The organism is Streptomyces omiyaensis (genome assembly GCF_014650895.1).
Taxonomy (GTDB): Bacteria; Actinomycetota; Actinomycetes; order Streptomycetales; family Streptomycetaceae; genus Streptomyces; species Streptomyces omiyaensis.
In genome coordinates, this window is sequence record NZ_BMVV01000005.1 from 345337 (window position 1) to 369577 (window position 24241).

General features: G+C 73.8%; 9 protein-coding genes. 5 read left to right on the forward strand and 4 right to left on the reverse strand.

Features of this window, described 5'->3' with window-relative positions; all coding sequences use genetic code 11:
• Positions 1 to 296: 296 nt before the first annotated feature.
• Positions 297 to 656 carry a GNAT family N-acetyltransferase gene (locus IE287_RS11640; RefSeq protein ID WP_189848878.1) on the reverse strand — a complete coding sequence of 120 codons (360 nt, stop codon included), beginning with the start codon at positions 654 to 656 and terminating at the stop codon, positions 297 to 299.
• A 17-nt stretch (positions 657 to 673) separates the two neighbouring features.
• Entirely contained in the window at positions 674 to 1099 is a 426-nt protein-coding gene (panD, locus tag IE287_RS11645; RefSeq protein ID WP_189848879.1) for an aspartate 1-decarboxylase, read from the reverse strand.
• A gap of 587 nt (positions 1100 to 1686) precedes the next feature.
• Here panD and IE287_RS11650 point away from each other — a divergent pair.
• The gene (locus IE287_RS11650; RefSeq protein ID WP_189848880.1) at positions 1687 to 4275 is read left to right on the forward strand and encodes a S8 family serine peptidase; all 2589 of its coding nucleotides are present in this window, start codon (positions 1687 to 1689) and stop codon (positions 4273 to 4275) included.
• The gene (locus tag IE287_RS11655) at positions 4275 to 7232 is read left to right on the forward strand and encodes a hypothetical protein (protein ID WP_189848881.1); all 2958 of its coding nucleotides are present in this window, start codon (positions 4275 to 4277) and stop codon (positions 7230 to 7232) included. Before IE287_RS11650 ends, IE287_RS11655 begins: the two co-directional genes overlap by 1 nt.
• A 73-nt stretch (positions 7233 to 7305) precedes the next feature.
• Here IE287_RS11655 and IE287_RS39085 read toward each other — a convergent pair whose 3' ends face one another.
• Positions 7306 to 11550, reverse strand: a complete 4245-nt coding sequence (locus IE287_RS39085; protein WP_268254975.1) for a S8 family serine peptidase — start codon at positions 11548 to 11550, stop codon at positions 7306 to 7308.
• A gap of 474 nt (positions 11551 to 12024) precedes the next feature.
• On the opposite strand from IE287_RS39085, the gene IE287_RS11665 reads away from it, so the two are divergent.
• Complete coding sequence (locus IE287_RS11665; protein ID WP_229883413.1) at positions 12025 to 15600, forward strand: S8 family serine peptidase; 3576 nt, start codon at positions 12025 to 12027, stop codon at positions 15598 to 15600.
• Between the two features lie 61 nt (positions 15601 to 15661).
• On the forward strand, positions 15662 to 19285 hold the full coding sequence (locus tag IE287_RS11670) for a S8 family serine peptidase (protein ID WP_229883414.1): 3624 nt from the start codon (positions 15662 to 15664) through the stop codon (positions 19283 to 19285).
• Positions 19286 to 19356: 71 nt separating this feature from the next.
• Here IE287_RS11670 and IE287_RS11675 read toward each other — a convergent pair whose 3' ends face one another.
• Positions 19357 to 23094 carry a S8 family serine peptidase gene (locus IE287_RS11675; RefSeq protein WP_189848882.1) on the reverse strand — a complete coding sequence of 1246 codons (3738 nt, stop codon included), beginning with the start codon at positions 23092 to 23094 and terminating at the stop codon, positions 19357 to 19359.
• Between the two features lie 199 nt (positions 23095 to 23293).
• On the opposite strand from IE287_RS11675, the gene IE287_RS11680 reads away from it, so the two are divergent.
• On the forward strand, positions 23294 to 24196 hold the full coding sequence (locus tag IE287_RS11680; RefSeq protein WP_189848883.1) for a helix-turn-helix transcriptional regulator: 903 nt from the start codon (positions 23294 to 23296) through the stop codon (positions 24194 to 24196).
• Positions 24197 to 24241 lie beyond the last annotated feature (45 nt).

A 24241-nucleotide genomic window follows, 5' to 3' on the forward strand; every position in this document is an offset into this window, starting at 1 on the left:
GCGGGTCGGGATACGGATGGGTCATGACGGAACCTCCTGGTCGACGGCCCCCCTCGGTCTCCCTCCAGCTTCCCCCAAGGACGCCGTCGACACCTCCGTCCCGCCTCCGCGCGACGCCGTCCGGGTCGGACCCGGGGTCGCGCGGGATCACGCGGGGCCGGGGCGGGGGCGTCGGCCCCGCCGGACCGGGCGCGGAGCCGGTGGGGCCGGACCGGAGGGCGAGCCCTCGGGAACCCCGGCCCCGCCGGGTCACGCGCGGGCGGGGCCGGGGTGCGCCCCGGCGGGGCACGCGGCCGTCACCACAGGCCCGGGGTCGCGGCCAGCTGTCGCTCGGCCGCGCGGACCACCTCGGCGGAGGGCGGCGGGGCCTCCTCGGGATGCCGCTCGGCCCACTTGGCCGCGTAGGGGCAGAGCGGCACCACGGGCACGCCCGCGCGGGCGGCGATCGCGTGGAACTCGCGGACGAGCGCGCCCGCGATCCCCCTGCCCTGGTGGTCGGGGTCGACGACCGTGTGCACGGCGACGAGCGCGTGCGGCTCCTCGTCGAGGGCGAAGTGGACGATCACGCCGGCGAAGACGTCGTCGACGTACGCCTCCAGCCGCCCCTCCTCCCGCACGTCACGGATGATCGGCTCGGCCGCCCGCTGCTCTGCCATGCGCCGCGCTCCCTCGGTCAGACGGGTGCCGGCACCGCGTGCGGCGGACGCACGGTGTCGCTGCCGGGCACGGGCGCCGAGGCGTCGGCACCCAGCTCCACGATGCGGTTCCCCGCGTCGACGTGCACGACGCGCGGCACGTACGCCCGCGCCTCGGCGTCCTCCATCTGCGCGTAGCTGATGAGGATCACCAGGTCACCGGGGTGCACCAGATGGGCGGCGGCCCCGTTGATGCCGATGACCCCGGACCCCCGCTCGCCCTCGATGACGTAGGTCTCCAGCCGGGCGCCGTTGGTGACGTCGACGATGTGGACGAGCTCGCCGGGCAGCAGATCGGCGGCGTCCAGCAGATCGGCGTCGACGGTCACGGACCCGACGTAGTGCAGGTCCGCCTGGGTGACGGTGGCGCGGTGGATCTTGGACTTGAACAGAGTACGCAGCACTGTGAACTCCTCTAAGACGGCTCCCTGCCTGCTTTCTGCAGGTCAAGGGCGGTCTCGACTGTACACCGGCACGCGGCGAACGATGTTGGTGAGGAACATCGCCCTGGCCGGGTGATACGTACCCTCACCTGGGTTTTCGCGTCGTCACCGACGGCTGTTAAGGGAATTCTCCGGGGACGCCGACGACTCATGCTGACCGCATGCTGACTTTCCTGATGTTCCGTCACACATGCGGGAGACCGCGGGCCTGGGCTGAAGGTCTCGCAGCGCGGGTCGGCGGCCGGGGGCAAAGGAACGGGCGAGCGGAGGACCGCGGCAGCGGTCGGAGCCGGGCCCTGTGACTCCCGCGGGTCGGCGTCGGCGCCTGAGCGTTCATCGGCGGCGGCCCTGGAGGGCGGTGGCAAGCCGCTCGGGACACTGGTGGCGTCGGCGGGAGTGCGGGATCACCAGCCGCGCAGGCGTGGTCAGGATCGCAGTAATGCCTGAGTAACGCCCCTCCTTCTAGCGTGTGGCACCGTCCGGTCCGCGTCCGTGAGAACCCCCTGGACTGCCGGGCGTCCCCTCCCCCGAAGGAGCGAGTCCCCCTGATGAATGTCCCCCGCACGCCCCGGCTCCGGGGCACCGCATGGGCGGCGGTCACCCTTGCCGCCGTGCTCGGCGGTTCGGCCGCCGTGCTCCCCCAGTCCGCCGCCGCTTCCCCCGCCTCCTCCGCCTCCCCCGGCCAGGCCCGCGTCGACGCCGCCGTGCTCGACGCCGTCTCCGCCGGCCAGGAGTCCCGGTTCTTCGTCGTCCTCAAGGACCGGGCCGACCTCTCCACCGCGAAGCGCGCGAAGGGCCACGGCGCCCGGGCGAAGACCGCCTTCGACGCGCTGAAGGCGGAGGCGGCGGACAGCCAGAAGCCGCTGCGCGCGTTCCTGGACCGCAAGAAGGTCGGGTACGAGTCGTACTGGATCGCCAACACGCTGCTGGTGACCACCGCGGACAAGAGCGTCGTCGAGGAGCTCGCGGGCCGCGCGGACGTGGCGAGCATCGTCAAGGAGCGGACGTACCGCCTCGACGGCGTCGAGGCCGCCTCCCAGGCCGCCGCCGCCGGCTCCGCGACCGCCGCCGACGCGGCCGGGACCGTCACCCCGGAGTGGGGCGTCGCGGACATCAAGGCCGACCAGGTCTGGGACCAGTACGGCGACCGCGGCGAGGGCGTCGTCATCGCCAACATCGACTCGGGCGTCCAGTACGACCACCCGGCGCTGGTCGGCAACTACCGCGGCAACCTGGGCGGCGGTGCCTTCGGCCACGACTACAACTGGTACGACCCGACCGGCCAGTGCGGCTCCTCCGGCACCCCGTGCGACAACAACGGCCACGGCACCCACACGATGGGCACCATGGTCGCGTCCGGCGGCGTCGGTGTGGCGCCCGGGGCCACCTGGATAGCGGCCAAGGGCTGCGAGAGCAAGAGCTGCTCGGACGCCTCGCTGCTCGCCGCCGGCCAGTGGATCCTCGCGCCGACCGACCGCAACGGGCAGAACCCTCGCCCGGACCTCGCGCCCGACATCGTCAACAACTCCTGGGGCGGCGGTGACACCACCTTCTACCAGGACATCGTCGAGGCGTGGAACTCCGCCGGCATCTTCGAGGCCTTCGCCGCCGGCAACGACGGCGACGGCACGACCTGCTCCACCGCCAACGCCCCCGGCGCCCAGGCCCCCTCCTACGGCGTCGGCGCCTACGACTCCAACGGGAAGATCGCCTCCTTCTCCGGCTTCGGCCCCTCACTGGTCGACGGCTCGGCGAAGCCGAACATCTCCGCACCGGGCGTGAACATCCGCTCCACCTGGCCCGGCTCGTCGTACAACACCATCAACGGCACGTCGATGGCCACGCCGCACGTCGCGGGCGCCGTCGCCCTGCTGTGGTCCGAGGCCCCGTCGCTGATCGGGAACATCGACGCCACCCGCACGCTGCTGAACGACGCCGCCCACGACGTGGACGACACCCACTGCGGCGGCACCGCCGACATGAACAACGTCTGGGGCGAGGGCAAGCTCGACATCCTCGGCGCCGTCGACGCCGCCCCGCACACCGCAGCCGTCGTCAGCGGCCGCGTCGTCGACAAGGCGACCGGGGCGGGAATCGGCGGCATCACCGTGAAGGCCGCCGGCGACGCCGTCACCCGCACCGTCACGACCGTCGCCGACGGTTCGTACCGGCTGACGCTGCCCGCCGGCGCCTACGCCCTGACGCTGAGCGGCTACGGCTACGCCGCCGCCGGCGAATCGGACTACGCGGTCGTCGCGGGCGGCGACACGACGAAGGACTTCACGCTCGACGCCGTCCCGCACCACGCCCTCACCGGCACCGTCCTGGACGTCACCGGCAAGCCGCTCCCCGGCACCACCGTGAAGGTCGCGGGCACCCCGGTCGCCGCCGTCACCACCGACGCCTCCGGACGCTTCACCGTCCCGGACGTCGCCGAAGGCGCCTTCACCCTCACCGCCGACCCCGCCGCCCCGGTCCGCTGCAACGGCCCCGCCGCCCAGCCGCTCACCGTCGACGGGGACGAGACCGCCACCGTGCGCCTGCCGAACCGCACCGACGCGGGCGGCACGTACAGCTGCGCCCCGGTCGCCTCCGCCTGGATCCCGGGCAGCACCAAGGTCGCCCTCACCGGCGACGAGGACGCCACCACCGTGTCCCTGCCCTTCCCGGTGCGCCACTACGGCACCGCCTACACCCGCGCGTCCGTCACCACCAACGGCCTGGTCAACTTCCTCGCACCGCGCCTGGGCGACTACGCCAACACCGCCCTGCCCAGCACCACCCAGCCGCACGGCGTCGTCGCCGCCTTCTGGGACGACCTGGTCCTGGACAAGAAGTCCAGCGTCCAGACCGCCACCACCGGCACCCCCGGCGCCCGCCGCTTCGCCGTCGTCTGGAACAACGCGGCCTTCGTCGCCGCCCCCTCGGTCCGGATCTCCTTCGAGGCCGTCTTCGACGAGGCGACCGGCGCCGTCACCCTCCAGTACAAGGGCATCGGCTCGAACCCGCTCCAGCAGGGTGCCTCCGCCACCACCGGCATCGAGAACCAGGCCGGCACCGACGGCCTCGGCCACTCCTTCGACTCCCCCGTCCTGAGCGACGCCACCGCAATCCGCTTCACCCCGAAGGGCGCGTGATGAGCAGCATCGACCGACGGGGCCTGCGCCTCGCCTCCGCCCTGGTCGCCGCCGGACTGGCCCTCGGCGCCGTCCCGGCCGTCGCCCAGGCCGACGACTCCGGGCTCCTGACCCTCACCGACACCCAGGCCGCGACACTGGCGGGCCGCTTCCAGCCGGACCTCGACGGCGACGGCACCACCGCGGCCGCCGGCCTCGACGCGCTCGACACCGCCAGGACCGCGCGGGAGACCGCCGAGAGCGCCGACACGGCCGGCGCCGCGGCCACCGGCACGGAGAGCGGCACCGCCGCCTCCGGCGCCCTCAGGATGACGAACCGCTCGGCCGTCGAGGGCGTCCAGGGCGCCGCCCGGACGCTCGCGGTCGGCGGCTCGGCCGGCGACTACTTCACCGTCCACGCGCTGGGCGTCGTCCAGCGCATGAGCGCCGACGGCAGGCAGCTGTGGAAGCGGGACTCGGGCTCGCTGCACACCGACTGGCAGGTCACCCCGACCCCCCGGGGCGCGAAGGAGCCGTACCCGGCGGCGATCGTCATGGGGTTCAACGCGGTCAGCCCCTTCTCCGCGTCCTCCGACGACGGCTACGCGACCGGCGACCTGACCGGCGACGGCGTCGACGACCTCGTCTTCACCGCCAAGGTCGGCGTGCAGCCCTACCGGCCGTTCACCTCGCCCGGCTCGACCCTGCCCAACGGCACCTTCGTCACCGTGCTCGACGGCTCCACCGGCAAGACCCTCTGGTCGAAGCTGTACGCCGGCGCGTACAACATCAAGCTGGTCGGCAAGACCCTCGTGGTCGCCGACTCGGCGTACTACAACCTCAACTCCCCGGCCGGATCGAAGACGACGCTCAACGGCATCCGCTTCTCCTACGCCGACGGCCGGCTCACGCCCGCCGACACCTGGACGTACGACGCGGGCACGTACACCGGCGTCTCCTGGGGGTCCCTGGAACCGATCGGCGACGGCCTCGTCGCCGCGTCCTGGAACCAGGCCCTGCGGTACGCCCCCGACCGCACGCCCAGCGGCCACACCCTCGTCATCGACACCGCCGACGGCAGCCTCCGCTGGGAGACGTCGGGCCGGAACTACGTCCGCCAGCTGCGCCACGACCCCGTCCGGGACCGGATCGTCGCCCTGGAGCAGTCGGACTACAACGAGGGCATGTCGTACGAGATCGCCTCGTACGGCCCCGCCGACGGCACCCGCACCACCCTGACCACCCGCGTCAACGCCCTGGCCACGGCGCTGGAGATCGGCGACATCCAGGGCGACGCCAGGCCGGAGTACACGGTCGCCGAGGCGACCGTCGGCACGGCGGGCCCGTTCATCGACTCCAGCAGCATCCGGGCCCTGAACGGCGACGACGCGTCCCCGCTCTGGGCACGCACGGTCAAGCCGTCCGAGAACAGCGGCGCCGACGTGAGCACCCCGTGGCAGCTCAAGGCCGTCGACGGCAGGATCGTCGCCTCGTACCTGGACGACCAGGACTCGACCCTCGCCGCCAACCGCGGCGGGGCCCACTACGCCCGCCTCGCGGTCCTCGCGGGCAAGAACGGCGCGGTGAAGTGGGAGAAGCGCGGGATCGTCGGCTCCCAGATCGGCGCGCAGGCGTACGCGAAGGGCGACGGCTGGCGGCTGCGGACCGTCGACACCCACCAGAACGTGCACGTCTACAACCTGGCCAACGGCAAGGAGGAGAGCGTCACCCCGATGCAGGGGCCGGTCTCCTCGGGCGTCGCCCTCGACCTCACCGGCGACAGGAAGCAGGACGTCGTCGTCGGCGGCGTCTCCCGCGGTCTGTTCGCCTACGACGGCCCGTCCATGGTCGCGGGCACGCCGAAGCGGCTCTGGACGGCCGTCCTGCCCGGGCAGGTCAACCAGATCGTCAAGGCCGACACCACCGGCGACGGCCGCGACGAGCTGATCGTCGCCGCCGACACGGCCGCGGCGGTCGTGGACGCCGCCACGGGCAAGGTGCTCACCGTCATCGACGGCGGAGGCGCGTACGTGCGCAACGTCGTCGCCTCCGACCTCGACGGCGACGGCGCCGCCGAGGTGGCCGTGGCCACCGACAAGGTCCGCGCCTACGAGGGCACCGGCGCCCTGAAGTGGGAGTGGGCCGCCCCCGCGGAGATCGGCACCCCGGCCTTCGCCGACCTGTCGGCCTCCGAGGGCAAGGTCTACGCCCAGTACCAGACCCGGGGGCTCAACCCCGGCAACACGGCCGGCGTCCCCGTCGGCGGGGTCGCGCTCGACGGCACGGACGGCTCGGTCACCTGGTCGTTCACCCAGAAGGCACCCGCCACCGGCACCACCGGCGCCGTCCTCGGCATCCCACTGCGCGCCGGCACCTTCGCCGCCCCCGGCATCCCCTACGCCGACGGCCACGCGGTGGTCTTCACCTACGTGATCCGCGGGGACTCCACCCAGCTCCCGCCGAACCAGCTGGCCAACATGGTCCAGATCCGCGACAGCCGCACCGGCGCGGTGCTGCACGAGTCCAAGGCGGGCGGCTACGCCACCCTCGCCAACTGGTACACGGCCCCCGAGGGCCTGATCGGCACCAGCCTCGTCGCCCTGCGGACCTACTCGGGCGACCCGGCCGCCTACCAGCAGGTCCTCACCCTCGGCGAGATCCGCAGCAGCGCCCTCGTCACGGGCCCCGACGGCCGGCGCCTCGTCGTCGCCGCCGGCGAGACCTTCGCCTCGGTCTACGACGCGTCGCTCCTCGCCTCGGGCGCGGCGTACCCGCCGGCCATGACCTACTACGACGCCCTGGGCGCGCGGGAGTTCCTCACCGCCGACCTCGAAGGCGACGGCCGCGAGGAAGCCGTCCTGCTGAACTTCGACGTCTACGGCGCGGACCGCAGCGCCGAGCTCGTCGGCAACTCGGTGTCCGTCGGCACCTACACCGCGATCCGCTCGATGATCACCCTGACCATCGACAAGGCCTGACCCCGCGGAACCCCTTGACGGAGGCCGTCCCCGGCGCGCGAACGCGCCGGGGACGGCCTCCGTGCGTTCGCAGTCAGTCGGGAAGCTTCGCCGTGACGATCCTCACCGAGCCATCCGCCGTCAGGTCGTACGCGTAGAAGGCGACCTCGCCGCGGTCGTTGACGCCTATGCCCTCGGTCGGCACCCAGTGGGTGCGGTCGACCATGGCGCGCAGGTCGTACAGGCGGCCCTGCGGGTCCCAGACGACCGCGGTCGTCGCGTCCGGTTCGAGTTCCGCCGTGCCGGCGATCCAGCCCGCCGCGTTCACGGAGAACGCGTCCGCGTCGAAGCCGAAGTCGGGCAGCCGGGTCATGGCGCCGCCGGGCCTCTGGACGAACGCGTCGTGTCCGCTGCTGCCGACGACGGTGCCGGTGGCGCTGATGTCGCGGGCGGTGCTGTCGGCCATCCCCGGCAGCGTGCCGAGGTCGTGGACGGTGCCGTCCGCGTCCCAGCGCACGGCGTGGCGCCTGCCCTCCTTGGACGAGTGGCCGACGACCGTGCCCGCCTCGTCGATGGCCAGCGGCTCGGTGAGCCGGCGGTCGGCCGTCAGGTGTGCCAGGCGGGTGAAGCCGCCGTCCCGGGTCCAGCGGAACGGGTCGTTGACCGAGAGCCTGGTGCCCGTGGCGGGGTCGGTGACCAGTCCGGAGGCGTTGCCGATCACGGTCCCGGAGTCGTTGACCGCGAAGGCCCGGTCGTAGGTGTACTGCTCCCAGTCCGGCAGCGGCAGCACGCTGAGCGTGCCGTTCGCGTCCCAGAGTGCTCCACGGGTGCCGCCGGGCAGGGTCAGCTGCCCCACGGTCAGGCCGGAGGCCGGGCTGGTGCCCAGCGCGTAGCCACTGGTCGAGGCGGCCGGGTCGAGCGCGGTGACGCCGTCCTTCGCGGTCCAGGAGATCGGGCGGGTGCGCCCCCCTGACTGCTGCGAGCCGACGACCCGGCCGTTGTCGTCGACGCCGAAGCCGACGGCCGGTCCGAAGGCGGCGGTCACCTCGGCCGTCGGCTGGGTGACGGAGCCGATGAGGACGTCGGTGCTGCCGAGCGTGGTGCCTCGGTCGGTCGCCAGGGAGAAGCGGCCGACGAGCTGCCGGCCGGCGGGCGGACGGACGTCCGCGGTGAGTCGGCCCCGCACCGTCAGCGCGGCTCCGGACGCCAGGTCTACGGGCTCCGTGTCGTCCACCGTGACCGCTCCGAGGGATTCCGAGAACATGGTGTCCTGGACGTCGAAGGCGGTGCTGCCGGACGGCACGGCCGTGCCGGCGATGTACAGCAGGTAGTAGCCGGGGGCCGGGTCCTTCACGGTGATGCGTTCCTCGGACCCGCCGTTGGTGGAGGAGCCGGCGAGCGTGCCCGACTGGTGGACGAGGAACAGGTCCAGGTCGGCCTTCGGGTCGGAGGGGTTGCCCAGGGCGACCTCGAACCGGGTGGCGTCCCGGGGGACGGTGATCTGCTTGCCGGTGAGCTGCTGGTCCGCGACGGTCGGCCGGGCGTGGGACACCGCGCCGAGCGGGCCGCCGACCGGGCGGGCCTTCACCGGGGCGAAGGCGTTCACGGCGGTGAAGGTGCGCTCCACCGGAGTGTGCAGCGCCGCCTCGTCGATCGTCGCGGACCTGGGGTCGAGCGTGGCGCCCTGCACGGTCGCCGTGAGCCGGAACGGGTTGTCGAGCAGCGGCGAGGTGCGTCGGCTCTCGACCTGGAACTCCCACACGCCGGCCATCGGCGTCTCGAACACGCGGGAGGCCGGGTCGCACTCCTCGACATCCGAATGGTGGGTGTAGCAGCGGCTGGCCGCGGTGTCCTCGGCCGGCTTGCCTTGCGGGTCGACGGCGAGGAAGCGGGTCTGGCTGCCTTCGGCGATCCGGGTGAGGTCGACGCGTATCGCCGCGGCGCCCTGGGGCACGGCGACGAACAGGGACCGGGTGCGGTTGCGGATGACGTCGCCCGCCATGACCGCGGTGTGTCCTGGCGCCTTGGGCCGGTCCGCTGCGACGACGGTGACGAGCACCATCCGGTCGACTCCGGGTGTGCCGAGGTCGTCCACGCGCAGCACGGCGGAGTGGGCACCGGTGTGGCGCGGTGCGGCACGGACGGTGACGGTGGTGGGCTCGCCCTGCTTGAGCCGTACCAGGGCCGGGGCGGTGAAGACGCCGTCGTCGCCCAGCCAGGACAGCCGGGTGACGCCGCTGCCGCCCTCGGTGCGGGTGAGTTCGATGTCGTACGTCTTCGGCCGGCCGGCCTCCTGGCCGCCGTCCTGCTCGGCGCAGCGGTCGTAGACGCCCTCGCCGGTGCCGGGCGTGGTGAGCAGGCCCGAGAGCGCGGCGCAGACCGGTGCCTTCACTCCGTACGCGGCGGGTTCGGGGCCGCGTTCGAGGAGCCGCCACGCCTGCGGGACGGAGATCCGGCCGGCGCCCTGGGCGTAGGCGGGCTCGCCGTCGAGGTAGTCCGCGCTGCTGGTCAGCGCGGTGCGCAGGGCTGCCGGGGTGATGTCCCGGCCGGTCGCGGCGGCGGCGGAGAGCAGCAGTGCCGCGGCGCCCACGGCCTGCGGGGAGGCCATCGAGGTGCCGTTGAACATGGCATAGCCCGGCGGCAGTTCGTACCCGGCCTGCGGGACGGGTGAGCCGGGCAACCAGGTGGGGATGGCGGAGACGGCGGCGCCGGGGGCGACCAGGGTCGGCTTCATGCCGCCGTCCTCGCGCGGGCCGCGCGCGGAGAAGGGGAAGAGGGCCTCGGGGGTCTCGACGCGCGAGCCGTAGTCCGCCCACCAGGTGGCCCGGCTGACGGAGGCGCCGACGCTGACGACCTGTCCGGCCACAGACGGGTCGCCGACGGTGTTCATGCCGGGGCCGTCGTTGCCGGCGGAGACGAAGATCTGGACGCCGTACCGGTCGATGAGGCGGTTGTAGAGGACGGAGCGGACGTTCTGGCCGTCGTTGAGCGCGGGGAGACCGCCGACGGACAGGTTGACGACATCGGCGCCCTTGTTCACGACGACGTCGATCATGCCTTCGGCGAGAGCGTAGGAGGTGCAGCCGCCGCGGAAGAGGCAGACGCGTTCGGAGACGATACGGGCGCCGGGGGCGGCGCCGTCCATCCGCCCGCCGAACAGTCCGTGTCCGGCGGTGATGCCCGCGACGTGGGTGCCGTGGGCGCCGGACACGATGCCGACGCTCACGAAGTCGGCGGTCTTCCCGGTGCTCGTGCCGCCACGCGGGGAGAGGTCGACGTCGTCGCGGTGCTCGACGGTGAAGGGCATCGACTCGGCGACCGCGGTGGTCGGGTCGTCGGTGCCGAAGGTCGCCGTCGCGCCGTTCTCGGCGTACGGGGCGACGGTCTCGTCCTCCTCGAAGGAGTGGTCGAGGTCGGTGTCCACCCAGATGGTGTGGTCGCTCTTGCGGTACAGGACCCCGAAGTCGTCGTCGTAGTCGCCGTCGCGGTTGACGTCTCCGGCGAGTTCGCTGCCGTAGGTGGTGCTCTCCCTGAACAGCTGGAACTGGTAAGCGCCTTCGGGGGCGGTCCACTTGACGCCGCCGTTGGTGAAGGACGGGCCGGTGACCTTGAACCGCATCTCCAGCCAGGTCGGGTCGCCGTCGAGAACGGGGTCGGTGGCGGTGACCCAGTCGGCCAGCTTGCGTTCGCCGGTGGTGGTGGTCCGCAGCGCGGGGTGCGCGAGGTCGACCCCGGTGTCGAGGATGCCGACGGTGATGCCGCGGCCGTCCCAGGTCGGGTGCCGGTCGGTGAAGTCCACCGCGCCCGTCTCCGCGGTCGGCAGGTACGGGTTGCCCGCCGGGGTGTTCTTGCCGGGGGCCGGGGCCGTGCCCGTCTCCCCCGCCTTCCTGTCGGCGGCGGTGACGGGTGACGGATCGGGCAGCGCGAAGGTCTCGTTGAGGTCGACGGCCCTGACCGTGTCGAGTCCGGCCAGCTCCTCGACCTTGGCGGTCGGCACGGTGGAGCGGACGTAACCGAGGCGGTCGTCGGCCTTGCCGAGGTGGCCGCCGGCCTTCTCGACCGCGGCGCGCAGCTCCTCGGTGCGGCCCTCGGCGGTGGCGAGCAGGACGGTGACCGTCCCGGTCTTCCTGCTCTCCGCCTCCTGGAGAAGGGTGCGGTCGTGGGTGCCGAGCTTGTCGCGCCCGGTGTCCTTCGGAACGTCGGGGGTGAGCGCGCGGAGCGGGCGCCAGTCGTCGGCCGCCCGCGCGGGCGCGGTCAGGCCCAGGAGAGAGCCCGTCAGCCCGGCGACGAGCGCGGCGGCTGTCAGCCCCCGTACGGCGCGGGGTGGATGGTGTCGCACGTGTCTTCCTTCCAGGAACGCGGTGAGCCGCTCGGGGTGCGGGAAAGCGGTGACGGTCGCGGCCGGTGCGGTCCGGTGCCCCCGGAGCAGGTCCTTTGCAGAGGGGTCTACGGGACGCGGCCATGCGGGCGCAGCGCTCACGGGTGGCGAGTCACCGTCACGTCGCAATGCCGCCAAGGACGTCGTGAGGGGATGCCGAGCCTGACCGCCGCCTTAGACGGGTGCCGATGGCGAGCCTCCGCCGTGTCGCCATCTCGCCACCCCCGCACCCACCGCACCGCATGACCGCGATCGCATACTCCTGCGGTGATCTCCCGCTACGGGCAGGGGAGTTCAGCGCAGGACGGCCGTGACGCACCGCCCCGACCCGACCGGTCGGCAGGCCGTCGCACCCGCGGCCGGCGGCACCCGGCACGCCACCGGCCGCTTGTCCGGGCGGGAGATCCCCGCCCTCCGAGGAAAGCGAGTCATGCAGTGAGTCGAAGAACCCCGAGGTGGCGCGGACTGCTCGCCGCCTCTCTCGTGATCGCGACGGGAGCGCCCCTGCTGGGGGCGGGCCCCGTCCTGGCAGCTCCCCCTCCCGCCCCGCGACAGGCGAACACGCTCGCCGCCAAGGCGGACGGGGCGGTGCTCGACGGCCTCGCCAGGCAGGACCGCGTCTCGTTCTGGGTCCGTCTGGACTCGGAGGCCGAAGCCTCCGCAGCCGGGGGACGACGCGCCAAGGCCGACAAGGGCCGCGCGGTGATCGAGGCCAAGACCCGGCACGCCGAACGCACTCAGGCCGGCCTGAAGGCCCTGCTGCGGAAGGAGGGCGCGCGCTTCACCCCGTACTGGATCAGCAACACGGTGAAGGTCACCGGCGACAGGGCGCTCGCCGAGCTGATCGCCGCGCGCGACGAGGTGGCCGCCATCGAGGCCGACGTACCGGTGGACCTGCCCGACCCGCTGCCCGGCACCGGGCAGGCCGCCGTGAACGGCGTCGAGTGGGGTGTCGACGCGATCGGCGCCCCTCGCGTCTGGGACGAGCTGGGCGTACGGGGTGAGGGCGTCGTCGTCGGCAACATCGACACGGGCGTCGAGTACCAGCACCCGGCACTGCTGCGCGCCTACCGGGGCAGCGCGCCGGACGGCACCGTCAGTCATTCCTACAACTGGACAGATCCCACGGCGAGTTGCCAGGGCGACGCACCCTGCGACGACCACGGGCACGGCACGCACACCATGGGCACGATGGTCGGCGACGACGGTGCCGGCAACCGCATCGGCGTGGCGCCGGGCGCGCGGTGGATCGCCGCGAAGGCCTGCACGACCCTCGGCTGCCCGCAGGACGCCCTCCTGGCGGCGGGGCAGTGGATGCTCGCCCCCACCGACTCGCGGGGCCAGAACCCGCGGCCGGAACTCGCCCCCGATGTGATCAACAACTCCTGGGGCAACGGCATCATCGACACCTGGTACAAGTCGATGGTCCAGGCGTGGCGGGACGCGGGCATCTTCCCCGCCTTCTCGGGCGGCAACGACGGTCCCGACTGCGCGACCGCCGGATCGCCCGGCGCGTACACCAACGCCTACGCCTCCGGCGCCTTCGACAGCGAGGGGCGGATCGCCGTCTTCTCGTCGCGGGGGGCCGGTGAGGGCGGCGCGGTGAAGCCGGACATCGCCGCTCCCGGCGTGGACGTGCGCTCCTCCGTCCCCGGCGGGGGCTACGCGCTCAACTCCGGTACGTCGATGGCGTCTCCCCACACCGCGGCCACGGTCGCGCTCCTGTGGTCGGCGTCCCCGGCGCTCCGCGGCGACGTGGCGGCGACGGAGCTGCTCCTCGACCGCACGGCGGCCGACACGGACGACACCTCGTGCGGAGGCACGGCGGCGGACAACAACGTCTGGGGCCAGGGCAGGCTCGACGCGTACGGCGCGGTCGACGGGGCCCCGCGCGGCCCTCTCGGCGCACTGCGGGGCACCGTCACCACCGGCGGAGCGCCGCTGGCGGGCGCCACCGTGGAGCTGACCGGTCCGATGTACGCGACGGCGACCACGCAGGCGGACGGCGCCTACGCGCTGCCGAAGGTGATGGTCGGCGACTACACGGTCACCGTCTCGCGGTTCGGCTACGTCACGGAGCGGACGACCGCCACGGTCACCGAGGGCGGGGCGGCCGTCCGCGACGTCGCGCTCACCCTTGCCCCGCTCGGCACCCTCACCGGCACCGTCCGCACGGCGGGCGGCCCCGAGCCCGGCGCGAAGATCGCCGTGGCCGGCTCCCCCGTCGTCACCACGAGCGGGGCAGACGGCTCGTACTCGCTCGAACTCCCCGCCGGAGAGCATCAGCTGACGATCACTCCGACATCGCGGTGCACCACGGTCGGAGCGCTCACCGTCGAGGTCGCGGAGGGCACGCACAGCCGTGATCTCGCGCTGCCCGGCCGGAGCGACAAGTTCGGCACGACCTGCCGGGTCGTGCGTGGGGCCGCCTTCCCCACCGGCGAGACCCGGCTGAACCTGACCAGTCCGTACTCCGGTTCCGCCACCATCAAGCTTCCCTTTCCGGTGGCGCTGTACGGCCGGACCTACCGTGAGATGCGGCCGAACATCGAGGGCTTCCTCGCCTTCGGGCCGACGACCAACCTCGCGGCCAACCGGTCGCTCCCCCACACCGGCGTCCCGAACAGCTCGCTCTACCCCTTCTGGGACGACCTCCAGCTCGCCACCACCACCGGCGGCATCCACTGGTCGACGCGCGGTACGGCCCCGCACCGCGAGGTCGTCGTGGAGTGGCGGGACCTGGTGCCGAGCGCGGCCCGCACGCAGAAGCTCGACTTCGCCGTGGTGATCGGCGAGGACGGCACGTACTCCTACCACTACAAGGAACTGACCGGCGGGGCCCACGCGCTCGGCCTCGGCGCCACCATCGCCGCCGAGAACGGCGACGGCACCGACGCCCTCCAGTTCTCGTACAACGAGGCATCCCTCTCCGAGGGCATGAGCATCGCCTTCCGGCCCGAGCGCAGCGCGTCCGTCTCCGGCACCGTGACGGACGCCAACGACGGCAAGCCGGTCGGCGGAGCCGCTGTGACCGTGACTCGCGCGGGCGAGCCCGTCGCCACGGGCACGACCGCGAGTGACGGCGCGTACCTGGTACAGGTGCCCGTGACGGCCGGGGCGGAGCCCTACGAGGTCACCGTGTCCGCATCCCACTACACGACCGGCGTCCGGACCGTCGCGCTGGCGTCCGGGACCGTGTCCCGGGGGGCCACCTCCCTGGAAACCGGCCTGGTCACGGTGACTCCCGCCGCCGTGCCGGTCCTCACCGTGCTGCCCGGCGGGACCGGGGAGCGGAGCATCGCCGTCCGCAACTCCGGCTCCGGCACCGGCTATTCGGTCACGGCCGAGGCCGGTGTGTCCTGGGTGCGCGCCACCCCGGCCTCGGGACACCTGGACAAGGGTGGCGAGGCCGCTGTCACGCTCGTGTTCGACACCGCCGGCGTCACCCCGGGCACGGTGCTCGACGGCGCGGTCCTGGTGGCGTCCGACAGCGGACGCGCACCCGTCATCCGGGTCCCGGTGCGGGTCCTCGTCCCCGCCTACCACCTGGCACTGGACACCGGTGCCGACGCCGAAGCCGCCGACGGCTGGAGCCCCGACCGGGCCTGGGAGTCCGGTGCCTACGGACACGTGGGCAGGACGGGCACCGTGTCGACCGGCAAGGCGGTGTACGGCACGGAGGACCAGGAGGCGCTGCGGACCGCTCGCCAGGGAGCCGTGGAGTACCGGTTCGACGGTCTGCCGGACGGGGTCTACCAGATCGACCTCGGCTTTGCCGAACTCGCCAACAGAGCGGCCGGAGAACGGGTCTTCGACGTCATGGCCGAGGGCGTCGAACGCGTCGCGGCGCTCGACATCGTCGCCGAGACGGGCTCCGTGCGTACCGCGCTGTCCAAGACGTTCACCGTCGAGGTCGCGGACGGCCAGCTGAACCTGCGGTTCGTCGCCCACGCGGGCAAGACGCTGGTGAACGCCGTCCGCGTCACCGAGCGGCCGGACCTGGGCGCCTGATGCCTCCCCGCTACGGATCCGACGCGTCCGCGCGGCGGAACGCCACACCTAGGAGAAGAAGTTGAGCAGAGGAAGATCACTGCGACGGGGCCTGGTCCCCGCCGTGCTGGCCGCCCTCCTGGGCGTGCCCCTGATGGGTGCCGCGCCTCCGTCCGGCCACGACTCCGTCCCGGCGGCGAGCGCGCTGGAGCGCAAGGCGCGGGGCGGGGCGCTCGCCGAGTTCGCGGACGGCGCCGGCACGAGGTTCTGGGTCCAGCTGGCCTCCGAGGCGGACACGTCCGCGCCCCGCGGCCAAGTCTCCGGAAGCGGTACGTCCGCCACCGAACGGCGCGCGGCCAAGACCGCCCGCGGCCGCGCCGTCATCGCGGCCAGGCAGGGCCACGCCGACCGTGCCCAGGCCGGGCTCCGCGCCCTCCTCGACCAGGAGGGCGCGGCCTACCGGTCCTTCTGGATCAGCAACACGATGCTGGTCACCGGCGGCGAGGCGCTCGCCGCGAGGATCGCCGCCCGTGACGAGGTGACGGCGATCCTCGCCGACGACCCGATCGCCGTGCCCGACCCGCTGCCGGCCGTGCAGGAGGCCGCCGTCGACGGCGTCGAGTGGAACGTCGAGCGCGTCGGCGCGCCCAGGGTCTGGGACGAACTGGGCGTGCGCGGCGAGGGAACGGTGGTCGCCGGCATCGACACGGGCGTCGACCACGACCATCCGGCCTTGCTGGGCTCCTACCGGGGCCTGGCCGCCGACGGCACCGTGGACCACGCGTACAACTGGTTCGACCCGACCGGCGTCTGCGCCGAGCGCGGTCCCGAGCCGTGCGACGAGGGCGGCCACGGCACGCACACCATGGGCACGATGGTCGGCGACGACGGCGCCGGCAACCGCATCGGTGTCGCCCCCGGTGCCACGTGGATCGCCGCCAAGGCGTGCAACCCGCAGGAGTGCACCCGCTCCGCGCTGCTGGCGGCGGGCCAGTGGATGCTGGCCCCGACCGATGCCAAGGGCCGCAATCCGCGCCCGGACCTGGCGCCGGACGTGGTGAACAACTCGTGGGGCGGCAACACCCTGGACACCTGGTACCGCGACATGGTCCAGGCGTGGCGGGACGCGGGGATCTTCCCCGCCTTCTCGGGCGGCAACCTCGGACCGGCCTGCGACGTCGCCGGCGCGCCGGGCGCGTACGCGCCCTCGTACGCCACGGGCGCCTTCGACGTCGCGGGCCGCATCGCGCCGTTCTCGTCCCGGGGACCGGGTGAGAACGGCACGGTCAAGCCGGACATCGCCGCTCCGGGCGTCAACGTCCGCTCCGCCGCGCCCGGTGGCGGATACGTGCCGAACTCCGGTACGTCGATGGCGTCGCCACACACCGCGGCCACCGTGGCCCTGTTGTGGTCGGCGGCCCCGGCGCTGCGCGGCGACGTGGCGGCGACGGAGGCCGTGCTCGGCGGCAGCGCGATCGACGTGGACGCGACGGCCTGCGGCGGGACCGCGCAGAAGAACAACGTCTTCGGCGAGGGCCGGCTCGACGCGTACGCCGCGGTGACGGCCGCGCCCCGCGGCGCGCTCGGCGCCCTCACCGGCACGGTGACCACGGCGGCCGGCACACCGGTGGGCGACGCGACGGTGAGCCTCACCGGCCCTGTGCGGGCCACCGCCCGCACCAGGTCCGACGGCACGTTCACGCTGCCCCGGGTCGTGGCGGGCACCTACCCGGTCACCGTCGTGAAGTTCGGCTACCTGACCGGGAAGAGCGACGTCACGGTCGTCGCGGACCGCACGACGACCACCGACACGGTCCTTGCTCCGGCGCCCACGGGCACGGTGACCGGCACGGTCGGCAGCGTCTCCGGTCCCGAGGCCGACGTGGAGCTGGTCGTCCAGGGCACGCCGGTGCGGACCACGACGGGTGCCGACGGGCGCTACGCGCTCACCCTGCCCACGGGCACGTACGAGGTGACGATCACGCCCCGGAACAAGTGCGCGGAGACCGAGGCGATCGGCGTCACGGTGGGCACGGGCGGACTCGGCCGGAACGTCAGCCTGTCCGGCCGCGTCGACGGCTTCGGCACCACCTGCCGGCAGAGCGCGGCGCCGTTCCCGAGCGGCGACAGCCGCGTGGACATCACCGGCCCGTACAGCGGCTACGACGTCGTCGACCTGCCGTTCCCGGTCGCGCTCTACGGGCGCACCTACGACAAGGCATGGGTCTCACTGGACGGCGTGCTGATCCTCGGCTACCCGGACTTCGGCGGGGCCAACACCCGGCTGCCGGACAAGACCGGCGCCAACGGCGCCCTGTACCCCTTCTGGGACGACCTGCGGATGGACGAGGCCTCCGGCATCTACACGGCCGTACGCGGCACCGCGCCCCACCGGGAGTTCGTCGTCGAATGGCGCGACATGCAGCTGAGCAAGACCCCGGACCGGCGCGTCGGCTTCGCCGCGGCGATCGGTGAGGACGGCACCTACTCCTTCCACTACCGGGGCGTCGATCCCGGCGGGGTGAACGACGAGCTGGGTGCCGGTGCCACCGTCGGGGCGGAGAACCACGAGGGCACCGACGCCTTCCTGTACTCCTTCAAGGAGGTGTCCCTGCGCGAGGGCATGGCGGTGCGGTTCCGCCCCGAGCGGAGTGCCGTCGTCTCCGGCACGGTCCTCGACGCCAACGACGGCAAGCCGGTGCCGGGCGCGAAGGTCACGGTCACCCGTGACGGGACCGCGGTGGCCACGCCCGCGCTGCGGGCCGACGGCTCGTACCTGGCACAGGTGCCGGCCACCGACCCGGCGCCGTACGAGGTGCGTGTCACCGCGCCGAACTACGAGCCGGTCACCGAGACCGCGACGCTCCAGGGCCTCTCCGTCCTGCGGACCGGGACGAGGCTGCGTACGGGCGTGGTCGTGGCCGACCGTACGGAGGGCTGGGCGCTGACGATCCCGGCCGGGGAGACCCGCGAGCGGAGTCTCGTCCTCGCCAACTCCGGTTCCGCGGCCGACTACACGGTACGGGAGAAGGCGGGCGCCCCCTGGCTGACGGCAACGCCGTCGGCCGGACGGATCGACGCGTCGGGGACGCAGCGGGTGACGCTGACCTTCGACACCAGCCGGGCGACCCCGGGCACGGTCCTGAAGGGCACGCTGGTGGTCGCCTCGGCGAGCGGCCGCGCGCCGGTCACCGAACTGCCGTTGACCGTCGTCGTCCCGGCCTACCGGTCTGCGGTCGACGCGGGCGCGACGAGCGGGCTCGTCGACGGCCAGGGCGACGCATGGACGGCCGACCGTGCCTGGGCCGAGGGCTCGTACGGCTACCTGGGCGAAGACGCGGTCGCCGTCCGCACCAACAAGTCCATCGGGAACACGCAGGAGCAGGAACTGCTCCGGACCGGCCGCCAGGCGGCCACGGGCTACCGCTTCGACGGACTGCCGAACGGGGTGTACCAGGTCGAGCTGGGCTTCGCCGAACTCAGTGGCAAGGCACCCGGGCGGCGGGTGTTCGACGTGCTCGCGGAGGGCGTCGAGAAGCTGTCCAACGTCGACGTCGCCCTGGAGTCCGGGGGCGGCTACCGGGCGTTGACCAAGTCCTTCACGGTCACGGTCACGGACGGACGGCTCGATCTGACGCTGTCGGCCGTCACCGGCACGCCGCTGGTGAACACGGTCCGCGTCACCCACCGTCCCGACCTGCGGTAGCGACCGCCGGGACGGGATCGGAAGGGGCCACCACCCGCGAGAGCGGGTGGTGGCCCCTTCTCACCGTCCGGTCAGCGCAGCTCGTAGGCGCGGACCATGGTCTGGTCGACCCGGGCGCCCGCGCCGTCGGCGAGGGTGACGCGCAGGTGGACGAAGGCTCCTGCGGGGGCGTCGCCCGGCAGGCTCGCCGTCCAGGTGGCACCGGTCCGGCGCACCTCCGCCGGACGCCAGTCGGTGACCGTGTCGACGGTGCTCTGGGTGCCGTACGCGTACTCCACGCCGGCCGAGTCCGGCGTGACGGGCTCCGCGCGCCCGTCGACGACGGCGCTCAGCCCGATCGTCGTGGGCTCCCCCGCGGGGCGGGAGTTGCGCAGGTCCGACGGCAGGTCGACGACCGGCACGAGGAGGCGTTGGGCCCCCTGGTCGGCGGCCTCCGTACGGAAGGTCCAGGAGGTGGCGTACGCGAGGCCCGTCCGGTCGACGGGCGAGACGGTCCGGCGCCAGCTCTGGCGGAACGTCACCTCGGCGGACTCCTGCGGCAGGGTGAAGACGCCGCCGGTGGCCGCCTGCGGCTCGCCGTCGACGAGGAGCTGCCGGGTGCCGTAGTCGGTGCGGGCGAGCGTCGAGTCGTGGCCGCCCGCATCGCCCACCGGCGCGACGACGAAGCCGAGACGGTCGCCGTCGCGGGACATCAGCGGCCGGTCGTAGGTGTTGCGCACCGGGCCGTACGGCGTCTTGTACCAGTCGCCGGTGACGCGGCCGCGCTCGGCCCGGCGCGGGCCGTCATAGGCGGTGCCGCCGTACGGGCCGAGGTCACGGCGCATGAGCGTCGTCCACGTCAGGCCGTCCTCGCCGCTCGGGGTGAAGAACTCCGTGCGCTCCTGCGGGGCGCGCAACGGCAGCGTCGTACCGCCCGCCCACACCGCGGCGAAGCCGGGGACGCCGACCTGGACGTCCGACCAGTACGTCGTGTCCGTCGCGGTCTGCACGTGGTAGCGGGCGTCGGACACGGCGAGGTCGCGGTCGCGGACCCGCTCCGTCCCGGCGCTGATCGCGCCCCGGTCGACGTGCGCCAGGTTGTAGACGTACGGGCTGCGCGCGGTGGCGGTGCCCGACCAGGCCACGGTGACCGGGCCACGCTCGGCCTCCGCCTTGAGCGCGAGGGAGTCGGCCCAGGTGACCGTGGACTGCGGGACGCCCTCGGGGCCGGTCAGCTGGTGGCGGCCCGGACTGTCGGGGACGGCGGCGAGGACACCGACGGCGCCGGCCGCCGCCGCGGCCTGGTCCCAGGTGTGGGCGTTGCCGCCGCCGGGGCCGGCGTCCACCAGGGCGATCTTCCCCCGGAGGTCATGGGCGGCGAACCGGTCGGCGGTGCCCTTGCCGATGGCGACGACCTCGGCCGTGCCGCGCCCGTCGAACTCCGTGGACCTCTGGACGGGGAGGGCGTCGAGGGTCCGGCCGCCGGAGCTGATGAGCCGGGCCCGGGGCGCGGTCAGCCGCGCCGAGGCGAGGAACGTCAGCCGGTCGTCGGCGCGCACGGGCCGGGCGTAGACGTCCTTGACGTAGGAGGGCACGGCGGCGAGGTAGCCGGCCTTGAGCCGCCGCGCGTCGTCGAGGGCCACGGTCAGACCGAGGGCGAAACCGGCGGCCTGGCCGGCCCGCTCGGTGTCCCAGGAGAGCCGCTCCGTTTCGCGGGCGTCGAAGGTGACCGTGGTGTCACCGGTGACGGTGAGCCGGGGCTCGTACAGCTGGGCGACGGAGGCGACGCTGCCCGCGCCGCCGGGCTCGTCCCGCGTCATGATCAGACCGCTGAGCGAGTACGTGCCGAGCGGTACCCGGAGGGTGGTGCTGCCCGCTTCGGGGTGGCCGAGGGTGTACCGGCGCGCCGTGTCGCGATGGTCGTCGAAGAGCTGGAAGGCCGAGGGGGAGACCGCCGGCTCGCCGTGCCGGTCGATCCCCTCGACGGTGAGGTCCGCGGACGGCACCTCCAGGTGCACGCCGAACGGGACGACGAGCCGCACGCCGTCGGGTCCGGTGCCGACGAGGCGTCCGGTGAGCGTGCCGAGGGCGGCGGCGTCCAGGGGGACCGAGGGGTCGATGCGGATCGGAACCTCGGCCGTGCCGTGGGCGGGGACGGTGACCGCGTGCCGGGCGGGCCGGGCGAAGCCCCGCACCCGGGAGCCGTCGTCGCCGCGCACGTCGCGGACGGCGAGCTGGAGGGTGACGTCCTCGTCGGTGCCATTGGTCAGCGTCACGGGTGCGTCGACCGGGTCGAGGCCGGACTGGGGGTAGGAGAAGTCGCCGAGCAGCGGCGCCGGTGCGGCGGTCACCGGCTGTACGACGGCGCGCGCCACGTCCATCGGGCCGGCGCCCTGCTCCGGGACGGGGGCGTCGGTGGTCGCCGACGACGAGGTCAGGAGGGCCTTGAGACCGGCGGGCGTCAGGTCGGGCCGCCGCTGGAGGAGGAGAGCCGCGCCGCCCGCCACGTGCGGGGCGGCCATCGACGTACCGGACATCTCCTGGTACGCGAGGTCACCGCGGCCACCGGCTCGGGCGGCGACGACGCCGACACCCTGGGAGGCGATGTCGGGCTTGGCGGAGACCCCGTCGGCGGACGGGCCCCGGCTGGAGAAGGAGGCCGTCACGCCCTTGCGGTCGACGGCGCCGACGGTCAGCGCGGCGGGCGCGCAGCCGGGGGTGGAGACCGTGCCCCGCAGCGAGGCGTTGCCCGCCGCTATGACGAACAGGGCCCTGTCGGAGAGGCGCTGGACCGCTTCGACGTCGGGGCCCGCGCAGCGGGTGGCGCCGTCGGCGCCGAGCGACATGGAGACGATCCGGGCGCCCTGGTCGACGGCCCACTCCATGCCGGCGACGATGCCGCTGAGGGTGCCCGAGCCGTCGTCGCCGAGGACCTTGCCGACGAGGAGGTCCGCCCGGGGCGCCATGCCCGCGTAGCGGCCCCGGGAGGCGGCGCCGGTGCCGGCGATCGTGGAGGCGGTGTGGGTTCCGTGGCCCGTGCGGTCCTCGGCGTCGGCGCGCAACACGAAGACCTCGGTGGCGGCGATCCGGCCCGCGAGGTCGGGGTGGGCGGCGTCGACGCCGGTGTCCAGGACCGCGACCCGGACGCCGCTGCCGTCGAGCCCGGCGCGGTGCGCCGCCTCGGCGCCGGTGAGCGGCACGGTCGGGGTGCCGAGGCTGTCGGCGGCGGTGCCGTGGACCTTGGCGTCGAGCCAGATCCGGCGGACGGCACCGGCGGCGCGGGCGCGGTCGCCGCGCGGCGCCAGGGCGGCCCAGGCGTCGGCGGCGGACTCCTTGTCGACGGCGAGGGCGGCGCCGCCGATGGAATCCAGTGTGTGGGTGACGGTGGTGCCGGGTGTCGTGGCACGGCGGGCGGCGCCGCCGGAGCCGTAGGAGACGACGACGGGAAGGGTGTCGCTGTGCGCATCGTCGTAACCGTCGGCGACGAGCCCGCCGATGTCGAAGAGCGCCGGGTCGACGAGTCCGGCGTCGACGAGCGGCTCGACGCCCTGCGGGAAGACGTAGGTGCGGGTGCCGTCCTGCCAGGTGGCGGCGGGGTGGTCGGTGGCGTCGGCGGGGCGCGGGGCGGCGGACAGCACGGTGCCGTCGGCGGCGACCCGGGCGTCGACCACGTCGCCGGTGACGAGGGTGACGGTGACGGTACGACCGACGGTCTCCGGGCCCAGGGGGGTGGACGGGTCGGCCGCGTGGGCGGCGGGCGGGACGGCGGCGAGCAGCGCGGCGAGCGCCGGGGCGGCCGCGATCCGCTGCCAGGATCTGCGGGTTCTCACAAATGTCCTTCCAGGTTGGGGGATCGAGGGGCAGCAGCAGCGTGGCCAATCCGTCGTGCCGCCGGGGAACTTCGGGCTGGCGAGAGGCCGTCATGACGCCGACTCGCCACCGCACCCGCCTCCCCGGGGCCGATCGCGCGGAGACGGATGTGACGAGGTCAGGGGTGACTACGGCCGTGCACATGACGACACTGGAACCATGTCGTCCGCACATGGAACCCAGCCCCGGCAGACCGCCGGCGCCGCTGCCGCCACGCCGTCCCACCCCTCCGACGCCGTGACCGATCTCGCTCTGCGCAACCGGTTCGCCGACCTCCAGGCGGAGTTGCGCCGGGCCGACGACTCGCTCACCCGGGTCCTCACCCAGTGGCGCCCGGAGTCCGTCCGGGCCGAGGAGCTCCTGGTCGAGTTCGTGGAGGGCAGGACGGCGCAGGCCCTCCGCCTCAACGCCCTGGAGTACGCGGCCCGTCGTTCCCTCTGCGTCTTCCAGTCCGGTGCGAACGCCGTCGCTCCGGTGCCGACCACCCTCTCGGAGGACGCGGGCGAGGAGGAACGCTCCATGCCCGAAGGCGACTCCGGGGCCGATCTGCGCGGAGAGGAGCCGGCGGACGACGAGGAGCTGCCGCTGCGCCGGGACGGGAACACCGTCGCCGCCTACCGGGTCGTGGTGGACCGGGCGTTCCTCACCGAGCCGGCGGCACTGCGGGCGCTCGACGAGCGGCTGCTGCTCGGTCACCGGGTGCGGGTGGTCGACCATCCGCTGACCAAGCTCGTGGTCGCGGACGAGGAGACCGCGATGGTCCAGGTGGAGCCGGGGCGTTCGGTGGTGCTGCGGCCGCCTCTCGTCGCGCTCGTGACCGAGCTGTTCGAGTCGGTGTGGCGGCGGTCCCGCCCGTATCTGCGGGAGGACGGCGACCTGGACCCGACGGACCGCAAGCTGCTCCAGCTGATGCTCTCCGGTCTGACGGACGCGGCCACGGCCCATCAGCTCGGCAGCTCGCCGCGGACGGTCCAGCGGCGGTTGCGGGCCCTGATGGACGTGGCGGGCGTCTCCTCCCGTGTCCAGCTGGGCTGGTACGCGATGCGGAACAACTGGGTGTGAGGGGTGGCGGGCCCCCCACGGCCCCGCCACCCCTCACGTCGTGCG